At 69.8% G+C, this 9,635-nt stretch carries 8 protein-coding genes and 2 pseudogenes; 7 read left to right on the forward strand and 3 right to left on the reverse strand.

Translation table 11 applies throughout. The annotated features are described in order from the left end of the window. Positions 1-57: 57 nt before the first annotated feature. From AC08OP_RS14535 to AC08OP_RS14565, 7 genes and pseudogenes are all read left to right on the forward strand, one after another. Positions 58-885, forward strand: a pseudogene (locus AC08OP_RS14535) (FAD-binding oxidoreductase); the annotation flags it as partial. Between the two features lie 67 nt (positions 886-952). Then, entirely contained in the window at positions 953-2,698 is a 1,746-nt protein-coding gene (locus tag AC08OP_RS14540) for an FAD-binding and (Fe-S)-binding domain-containing protein (protein ID WP_476614690.1), read from the forward strand. A 43-nt stretch (positions 2,699-2,741) separates the two neighbouring features. Further along, the gene (locus tag AC08OP_RS14545; RefSeq protein ID WP_476614685.1) at positions 2,742-2,900 is read left to right on the forward strand and encodes an SDR family NAD(P)-dependent oxidoreductase; all 159 of its coding nucleotides are present in this window, start codon (positions 2,742-2,744) and stop codon (positions 2,898-2,900) included. Positions 2,901-2,905: 5 nt separating this feature from the next. After that, the gene (locus AC08OP_RS14550; protein WP_476614686.1) at positions 2,906-3,799 is read left to right on the forward strand and encodes an SDR family oxidoreductase; all 894 of its coding nucleotides are present in this window, start codon (positions 2,906-2,908) and stop codon (positions 3,797-3,799) included. Between the two features lie 179 nt (positions 3,800-3,978). Next, positions 3,979-4,185, forward strand: a complete 207-nt coding sequence (locus tag AC08OP_RS14555) for a hypothetical protein (protein WP_476608019.1) — start codon at positions 3,979-3,981, stop codon at positions 4,183-4,185. Positions 4,186-4,902: 717 nt separating this feature from the next. Then, the gene (locus tag AC08OP_RS14560) at positions 4,903-5,514 is read left to right on the forward strand and encodes an enolase C-terminal domain-like protein (protein WP_476614687.1); all 612 of its coding nucleotides are present in this window, start codon (positions 4,903-4,905) and stop codon (positions 5,512-5,514) included. Between the two features lie 139 nt (positions 5,515-5,653). Beyond that, entirely contained in the window at positions 5,654-6,697 is a 1,044-nt protein-coding gene (locus AC08OP_RS14565) for a S1C family serine protease (RefSeq protein WP_011436419.1), read from the forward strand. A gap of 96 nt (positions 6,698-6,793) precedes the next feature. Here the strand turns inward: AC08OP_RS14565 and AC08OP_RS14570 are convergent, their stop codons facing one another. From AC08OP_RS14570 to AC08OP_RS14580, 3 genes and pseudogenes are all read right to left on the reverse strand, one after another. Next, complete coding sequence (locus tag AC08OP_RS14570; RefSeq protein ID WP_476614688.1) at positions 6,794-8,011, reverse strand: ATP-binding SpoIIE family protein phosphatase; 1,218 nt, start codon at positions 8,009-8,011, stop codon at positions 6,794-6,796. A gap of 373 nt (positions 8,012-8,384) precedes the next feature. Continuing rightward, a pseudogene (locus tag AC08OP_RS14575) lies at positions 8,385-8,813 on the reverse strand (PAS domain-containing protein); the annotation flags it as partial. A 135-nt stretch (positions 8,814-8,948) separates the two neighbouring features. Next, positions 8,949-9,635: outer membrane protein assembly factor BamB family protein (locus AC08OP_RS14580; RefSeq protein ID WP_476614689.1), on the reverse strand; the 687-nt coding region annotated here is incomplete at its 5' end.

Below are 9,635 nucleotides of genomic sequence, written 5' to 3' on the forward strand. Positions count from 1 at the left end.
GTGCCGATCGGGGTGGTGGTGCCGAGGCCGGTGGAGGCGGGTGCCGAGGCGGTCGCGGTGTGCCGGGAGCATGACGCGCCGGTGCTGTCGAGGGGTGGGGGGACGAGCCTGGCGGGGGAGCCGACGAACGCGGCGGTGATGATTGACTGGTCGAAGTACTGCACCGGGCTGTTGTCGGTGGATCCGGATGGCCGGCGGTGCGTGGTGGAGCCGGGCATTGTACTGGACCATCTCAACGACCTGCTGTCGCCGCATGGGCTGCGGTTCGGGCCGGAGCCGGCCACGCACAGCCATTGCACCCTCGGCGGGATGATCGGGAACAACTCGTGCGGGTCGACGGCACAGCGGGCCGGCAAGATGGTGGACAACATCGCCCGCCTGGAGGTGCTGCTGTATGACGGGACCCGGATGTGGGTGGGGGAGACATCCGACGATGAGTATGTCGAGACCGTGCGTGCGGGAGGCCGTCGGGCGCAGGTGTACCGGCAGGTGCGGGAGCTGCGGGACCACTATCTGGCCGAGATCCGGCGGCGCTATCCGGAGGTGCCGCGGCGGGTGTCCGGCTACAACCTGGACAGCCTGCTGCCAGAAAAGCACTTCCATGTCGCGCGGGCCTTGGTCGGCAGCGAGTCGACGTTGGTCACGGTGCTGCGGGCCGAGCTGGAACTGGTGCCGGTGGTGCCGGCACAGTCGCTGGTCGTGCTCGGCTACCCGGACATCGCCGCGGCCGGGGACGCGGTACGGCGGGTGCTGCCGCACGACCCGATCGCGTTGGAGGGCCTGGACGACAGGCTGATCCACTTCGAGTGGGAGAAGCACCTGTACCCGGAGGCGTTGGCGCTGCTGCCCGAGGGATCGGCCGGCTGGCTGCTCGTGCAGTTCGGCGGCCAGACAACCGAGGAGGCCGACCGCAAGGCCCGGGCGATGCTGGACGACCTGTGCTCCTCGCCGCATCCGCCGGTGGCGTCGTTCTTCGACGACCCGGCCCGGGTTCGAGGACAGCGCGGTCAGCCCGGACCGGCTCGGCGACTACCTGCGCGACCTGCGCAAGCTGTACGGCGAGTTCGGGTTCTCCGAGGCGTCGCTCTACGGCCATTTCGGGCAGGGCTGCGTGCACAGCCGGATCCCGTTCGACCTGGTCACCGCCTCTGGGGTGGGTAGCTATCGGGAGTTCTTGGAACGGGCCGCGGACCTGGTCGCCTCCTATGGTGGGTCGCTGTCCGGGGAGCACGGCGACGGCCAGCAGCGCGGCGAGCTGCTGCCGAAGATGTTCGGCGCGGACATCGTCCGCGCGTTCGGTCAGTTCAAGGCGATTTTCGATCCGGGGAACCGGATGAACCCCGGCAAGGTCGTGGCTCCCTATCCGATTGACGACAAACTGCGGCTGGGCGCGGACTGGGAACCCGCCGAGACGGAGAGCTTCTTCCGCTACCCACATGACGGGGGCAGTTTCAGCCGGGCGGTGCTGCGCTGCGTCGGGGTCGGCCGCTGCCGCCGCGAGGGCGGCGGTGTGATGTGCCCGTCCTACATGGTCACCCGGGAGGAGGAGTATTCGACTCGGGGCCGAGCCCGGCTGCTGTTCGAGATGCTGGCGGGCCACCCGGACTCGCCGATCCGCGACGGCTGGCGCTCGACAGCGGTGCGTGACGCGCTCGACCTGTGCCTGGCCTGCAAGGGCTGCAAGAGCGACTGCCCGGTGAACGTGGACATGGCCACCTACAAGGCCGAGTTTCTGGCCCACCACTATGCGGCGCGCATCCGGCCGCTGGCTCATTACTCGATGGGATGGCTGCCGCTGGCCGCCAGGCTCGCTTCCCTGGCGCCCCGGACGGTGAACGCGCTCGCGACCGCGCCCGGGCTCACCAACCGCTTCCACCCGCACATCGGGCAGGCGGCGATCGAGGTGTTGGAGGACGCCGGCTGGCGGGTCGTGATGCCCGGCGGGACGGTGTGCTGCGGCCTGACCTGGATCTCCACGGGCCAGCTGGCCACCGCGCAGCGGGTGCTGCGGCGCACGACCCGGCTGCTGCATCCGTACCTGCGGGCCGGGACGCCGATCGTCGGGCTCGAACCGAGCTGCACGGCGGTCTTCCGCTCAGACGCCGAGGAACTGTTCCCGCGCGACCCCGACGTCTCCCGGCTGCGCCAGCAGACCCTGACCTTCGCCGAGCTGCTGTACGACCGAACGCCCGGCTGGCAACCTCCGTCGCTGGGCCGGCCCGCGATGGTCCAGACCCACTGCCACCAGCACGCGGTGCTGGGTTTCGACGCGGACACCGCGCTGATGCGCGAGATGGGGATGGACCCGCGGGTGCTGGACTCGGGCTGCTGCGGACTCGCGGGCAACTTCGGCTGCGAGCGGGGCCACTACGACGTGTCACAGGCCTGCGGGGAGCGGGTGCTGTTTCCCGCCCTGCGCGACGCGCCCGACGGCGCCTTGGTCTTGGCGGACGGCTTCAGCTGCCGCACACAGATCGAGCAGGGCGAGGCCGGTGGGCGGCAGGCCGTCCATCTCGCCGAAGTGGTGGCCATGGCCCGGTTCGGCGACGTGCCGGCAGCCCGGCCGGAGCAGGCTGTCGAGCGGCCCTCGTCGCCACGGGCCGCGTCGCTGGCGGTATTGCCCGGTCTCGGCGTTGCCGTGGCGGTCGCGGGCGGCCTGGCCGCCCGCGCCGCGGGACAGCGGATCCGTGACCACTGAATATCCCGGCACTGGACGTATCCCGGGACTGGACGGAGGGATGATGCGGAGATCAGCTGACCAGCCGGGCGGCCGGCGCGGAGTGGTGGTGGTCACCGGGGGTTCGGCGGGGCTCGGTCGGGCGATCGTCCGGCAGTTCGCGCGTCGCGGCTACGACGTGGGTGTCCTGGCCGTGGCGAGGATGGTCTGGCCGGTGCGGTAGCGGACGTGGCGGCGGCGGGCCGGCGCGGCCTCGCGCTGCCCGCGGACGTCGCCGACGCCGCGGCCGTGCAGGAGGCCGCCGAGCGGGCGCGCGCGGAGCTGGGGCCGGTCGACGTCTGGGTCAACAACGCGATGGCCAGCGTCTTCGCTCCCTTTCCCCAGATCACCCCGGAGGAGTTCGAACGCGCCACAGTCACCACCTACCTGGGCCATGTCAACGGAACCCGTGCGGCGCTGCGGCACATGATGGCACGTGACCACGGGGTGATCATCCAGGTGAGTTCCGCCCTCGCCTTCCGCGGTATCCCGTTGCAGTCGGCCTACTGCGGAGCCAAGCACGCCATCGTCGGCTTCACCGAGTCGGTGCTGACCGAACTGCTGCACGACGGCAGCAACGTGCGGGTTGTGATGGTACACATGCCCGCGCTCAACACCGTCCAGTTCAACTGGGTGCTCTCCCGGCTGCGTCACCACCCGCGGCCCGTCCCGCCGATCTACCAGCCCGAGGTGGGCGCGCGTGCGGTGGTCCACGCGGCCGAGCACCCACGGCGCAGCATGTGGGTCGGCGCCTCCACCGTCGCCACCATCCTTGGCAACCGGATCGCGCCCGCGCTGCTGGACCGCTACCTCGCCCGCACCGGCTACGCCAGCCAGCAGGCACCCGACGACCACAACCCGATGCTCGGCGAGAACATCTTCTATCCGGTGCCCGGCGACCACGGCGCGCACGGCGACTTCGACGACCGCGCCCACGCCCACAGCCCGGAACTCTGGCTCAGCCAGCACCGCCGCGGGGTGCTCGCCGGCGTGTCCGCGGCCGCCGCCGTGGTCACCGCGGCCGGCATGGGAGTTGGGGCCGGCATGGGAGTCGGGGCCGACCGGATGCCCCGGCACCGGTAGGGGGCCGGCGACGGGCGCGCCGGGCCAGCCTGTTGATCTTTCGGTTGCCTGACGAATCCCAGCGGTAGGGGAGAACGTCCGCCCAGGTGGGAACGCTTATCTTGGTGGCCCGTGCCGATCGGCCGCCGTAGGTGACACCAAGATTGCCAAAAAAGTCAGTCAGGAGGGAACACTCACTCATGGGCGCATTCGAAGAGGCGAAAGGCAAGATCAAGGAAGCGGCAGCCGATGTGACCGGCAGCGAAGGGCTGCGGCAGGAGGGGCAGCAGCAGGAGGAGAAGGGCCGGGAGCAGCGCGAGGCGGAAGAGGCCCGGGCTCAGGCTCAGGCCCACGAGAGGGAAGCCGAAGGCCACGAGCAGCGGGAACGGTCCGAACAGGGGACCTGACCACGGTACGGATCGTGGCAGCCGAGGCGGTGTCCCGCGGCCTGGAACCAGCCGCGGGACCAACAATGTGCGGGACCAACAATGTGGCGGATCGGTCGGACCGGGTGGGCGGCGATCAGGGCCATGCGGACCGGGTGGGGGATCCTGCTGGTGGCGCAGCCCGGGCTGGTTCTGCGGGCCGCGGGCGGCCCACTCCTCCAGCCGCGCCCGGCCGGCAGCCGTGCGGGTGCTGGGAGCCCGCCATCTCGTCCAGAGCCTGCTACCGCCGGGCCGGCTTGGCGTCGCTGTGGACTGCCTGCACGCCGCGAGCATGCTCGCTTTGTACCGCCTGGGCGCTCGCCGGCAGAGCCGGCACCGCCCTGGTGACTCGGTCCCGCCGAAGGCTGGTGCGACTGCCACTGGTGCCTTGAGGTGACCGGCGGGTTGCGGGGGCCGAGGTTGTCTCTTGGCTTCGCCAGCCAAGGTGAACGTTCGGAGGAGGATTTTGTGCCGGAGGGCCGCCCACCCCGTCCCGGGGCGGCGGTCTGGGCGACCGGGTAGGCGTGGCGGGCCGCGGTTTCGGGGAGACAGCAGGCATGCCAGCGGTTGAGAGCGTGGAGGTCGCCGCCTACCTGGTGCCGACCGAGCAGCCCGCGTCGGACGGGACGCTGGAGTGGGGTTCCGTCACCCTGGTGGTGGTGACGGTCCGGGCCGGCGGCGGGTATCCCGCGGGTGAAGATGAAGGTCGGCCGGGACCCGGCGGCGGACCGGAAGCGGGTGGCTGTGGCCCGGCGGGCAGTCGGATCCGACGTCGAGCTCTATGTGGACGCGAACGGGGCGTACAGCCGCAAGCAGGCGTTGATGCTGGCGGAGATCTTCGCGGAGCAGGATGTGCGCTGGTTCGAGGAGCCGGTCAGCTCCGACGACCTGGAGGGGTTGCGGCTGCTGCGGGACCGCGGCCCGGCGGGGATGGACATCGCGGCCGGCGAGTACGGCTACACGTTGTCCGGTCTGGAACGGCTGCTGGCCGCGGGTGCTGTCGACTGCCTGCAGGTGGACGTCACCCGCTGCGGCGGCATCAGCGGGTTCCTGCGGGCGGCGGCGCTGTGCGACGCGCGGGGGATCGACCTGTCCGCCCACTGTGCGCCGCAGGTCAGCGTGCACGCCTGCACCGCGGTGTGGCATCTGCGGCACCTCGAGTACTTCCACGACCACGTCCGGGTCGAACATCTGCTGTTCGACGGGGTCCTCGATACGCGGCCGGACGGGACGCTGGTCCCGGATCGGTCGCGGTGCGGCCTGGGCCTGTCGGTGCGGCAGTGGGACGCCGAACGGTTCCGGGTCCGATGACCGCGGCGTACGGCGAGGCGGACCACAGCACCGGGCCGGACGGGTCGATGCGCTGGGCTGTGTGCGCCGGCCCCGCCCGCTGTGCGTTCGGGCTGTTCTGATGGGTATGGCAGGAGCTTCTGGCGGGTATGGCAGGAGCGTGAGCCGGTTGACCGGCTGGATCAGTGGGATCGTCGCCGCTGCCGCGATGCTGGTGGGCGCCACCGGCTGCGGTACTGGCGGCGGGCCCGGCTCGCCGACGGCGGACCGAGCCGCCGCCGCGGACAGAGCCGGGCTCGGCGCCGTTGCGGGCATCGTCTCCGACGTCGAGCCGTCCGTTGTCACCATCCTGGTCGGGAACGAGCTGGGCAGCGGCATCGTCTACCGCGCCGACGGTGTCATCGTCACCAACCAGCATGTGATTGCCCAGGCATCCGGTGGAAAGGCCGAGGTGGCCTTCGCCGACGGCCGCCGGGTGGCCGGTCGGGTACAGGCCGCCGATGAGATCAGCGACATCGCCGTGGTGAAGGTGAACCGGACCGGCCTACCCGCCGCGACGTTCCGTAAGGACCTGCCCCAGGTGGGCGAGTTGGCGGTGGCGATCGGCAGCCCGCTGGGATTCGAGAACAGCGTCACCGCCGGGATCATCTCCGGCGTGAACCGGAACCTTCCCGTCTCCGGTCAGCAGGGCGGGCAGGGGCGGCCGCTGGTGGACCTTATCCAGACCGATGCGGCGATCTCGCCCGGTAACTCCGGTGGGGCGCTGCTGGACAGCCAAGGCCGGGTCGTGGGCATCAACGAGGCCTACATCCCACCGTCGACCGGAGCCTCGTCGCTGGGCTTCGCGATACCGTCCGCGACCGCGGTTGACGCCGTTGAGCAGTTGCTGCGCACCGGGACCGTGAAGCACGCCTTCGTCGGCGTCCAGCTCGCCACCCTCACCTCGGCGATCGCTGAGCGGCTCGGACTGGACGTGCGTGCCGGGGCGCTCGTGCTGGCCGTCGTGCGCGGCGGGCCCGCGGGCAAGGCAGGTGTTCTACCCGGTGATGTCATCCGTAGCTTTAACGGCAAGTCGGTCGCCTCCGCCGGGGAGTTCTCCGCCAGGCTCCGCGAGGTATCCCCGGGTGACATGGTGACGCTAGGCGTCCACCGAGACGGCAGGGACCACACAGTGCAGGTCAGGGTGTCCGACCGGCCCGGCTGAGAGCTTCGCCGCTGAGGCGGCGTCCCACCCCGGGGCTTCCGAGGATGCATCGACGCGCCGTCACGCGCCTGGGGACAGCGGGTTCGTGGACGAGATCTAGGTGAAGATTTCCGGGCCGGTGTCAGTGCCGGTGTCGAGTTGGCACCAGACCGTCTTGCCGGAGTGGGTAGGGCGGGTGCCCCACCGGGCAGCGAGTGCATCGACGAGGATCAGGCCACGACCGTGTTCTTCCTGCTCGTTGGAGTGGAGGACACGGGGGAGGTGACTGTCGCTGTCGGAGACCTCGATGTAGAGGGCCGTCGGGACGCTGCGGAGCACGAGTTCGCCGGGGACTCGGGAATAGCGGATCGCATTGGTGACGATCTCGCTCACCAGTAGTTCCGCGGTCTCGATGGTTTCGGGCTGCTGCCAGCGACGCGGCGCGGCGTTGACGGCGTGGCGAGCCTGTCCGACGGCCCTGAGGTCGAGGGTGAGAGGGATGGTAAGGGTGCGAGTGTTGATGGCCGCGGCGGCCCGGACGAGCAGGAGCGCCACGTCGTCGTCTCGATTGGCCTGATCGACCAGGCGCATCAGCCGGTCGGCGGTGGCGTCCGCGGTGCCGGCGTCCGCGAGAGCGTGCTGTAGCCGGCCGATTCCCTGGAAGATATCGATATCGCGTGACTCGAGGAGGCCGTCGGTGTAGAGCGCGAGCGTCGCCCCGACGGGGAACGGGTAGCAGGTCTGGACGAAAACTTGCCCGCCGATACCGAGAAACGCGCCGCCCCCGCCGGTCAGGAGGCGGACCCGGCCATCGGGATCACGCAGGGCGGGAGGGGGGTGGCCGGCGTTGGCGAGGACTATCGTCGCGGTGGTGGGCTCAAAGATCGCGTAGACGCAGCTCGCCAAGGCACCGTCAGGCCCTGCCCCGATGGTCTGGGCAAGGTTGTCCAGGTGGGTGAGTACGTCGTCGGCGGGCAGATCGAGTGAGGCGAACGCCCGGCTGGCGGTGCGGAGTTGACCCATGACGGCGGCGGCGGTCACACCGCGGCCGGCCACGTCTCCGATGACGAGAGCTACCCGACCCGCCGAGAGCGGGATGAGGTCGAACCAGTCCCCGCCCACCTCGGCGTCGATCGGCGGACCCGGCTCGGCGCAGGGCGACCGGCCGGGAAGGGAGCCCGGCTCGTACCGCCAGGCGATGTCCATTCCGGCCACGGCCGGGATGTCGGGTGCAAGCAGGCTGCGCTGCAGCGTGACAGAAACCTCCCGCTCGCGAGCGTACGCGCGGGCATTGGCGATGGCGGCTGAGATACGTACACCAAGGTTGGCGGCCATCTCGACTGATCAACGATTCATCGTCGGCCGCGTGGTGAAACGGGCGACCCGACGCAAAGGCTTGGTAGATCGGAGAGTTTCGGTGGCAGTAAAGGATCTCTCCGGCAGCTGAGAACGGGATGTCGCAACTTTGCAAGGGCGGACCGGAAACGCGTGTTTTTATGGCGCGGCGCAATTCCAACAGCTCCGGTCTGGCGTCTGTGTCAAGGGGTTCGTCGAGCAGGTACACGCTGCAGGTGTCGGCGAATTCCGGTACCATCAAATCGGCTATACTCGCCAGTGTGGCGTCCAGTTCCAGGGATCGCCCGACGAGTGTGCTCGCCCGGGTGGGCAGCCGCAGTCGCCGCTCTGCTTCCGCATGCTTCCGCTCGGCACGGCGCTGATCCGTCACATCGACCAGCGTCACGCCAACCGCCGCGGGCACCCCCTCACAGTCCCGGAGCGGAAAGTGCGAAAAGCGCCAGGTGCGTTCCTCCTGCGGGAAAGCCACGTTCCTACCGATGATCTCCGTGTCTTCAACTGATTCACCGCTGGCCAGGACCCACCGGGCAAGCTTCCACACCCGCGGGTCCATATCCGGCAGCAGCTCGGGGATGGATGTTCCCGCCAGTTGCTCGGGAGACAGGCCGTATATTTCCCGAAAGGACCGGTTGCTTCGTCGCACCCGCAGATCCGGATCGATAATTACCATCGCCGTCGGACTGAAATCGATCAGTTGCGTGCCCAGTAGCGAATCGAACCCGGCATCCAGTACGTAGTCCGACGAAACGTCCGACAAGGTTCTCCTCGGCTCAGACGTCATTAAATCACCTCCCCCTGTGTGGAATGATCATCTCCTGGTCTAATACCCAGGAACTTAGGATCAAATCAGGCCTGGGACTACGGTGGGTGGCGGTCCCGCGGGTAGGTGCCAGAATTCGGTTGCGGATGGCGCTGGTCATGAGGCAGACCGCGATGCCGGACCGGCAAGCATGGGGCGGGTTGCGGTGGCGTTGATGTCGAGCAGGTGAACGACCGCGTCGGTGCTGAGCACGACGAGGGTGTTCGATCCGAGCAGGACAGGCTGGGTGGTGACGGGCGCCGCGACGTCGCCGACCAGCAGCGGACCAGCGGGGCTGTCCAGTTGCCAGATACTGCCATCGAGCAGCACGATTATCGGTCCGAGTGGGGTATGGACGGCAGTGGTGGGCGCGCCGGTACCAGTGGACCGGTAGGGACCGTAGGCGGGGCGCAGCCCGTGCAGGTGCTGGCGGTCGAGGATGCCGCCGTGATCCGGGTCGAGCCGGTGAGCGATGCCGTCGCCGGTGACGAGCACGATTGCCTCGTCGGTGACCAGGGGAGCGGCTGTGGAGAAGCGGCCGGTCAGGGTGGTGCGCCACCGAGTCTGGCCGGTGGAGAGGTTCAGCCGCTCGAGGGTGGGTCCGGCGGTACGGAGCAGCAGCGCATCGGTCCCGTCAATGGCGACCAGCGAGCTGGAGGGCGGTGGTGTGCCGGGCGGATCGGTCCAGGCGATGGTGCCGTCGCGCAGGTCCAGGGCGGTCAGGCCCGGGGTGGGGCCGCCGAGGGGCAGCACGGCCAAGCGGTCGGTGGCCAGACCGGTTCCGTAGGTGAGCAGGGTGTCGAC

This window comes from Frankia sp. CeRuru1, assembly GCF_977966315.1.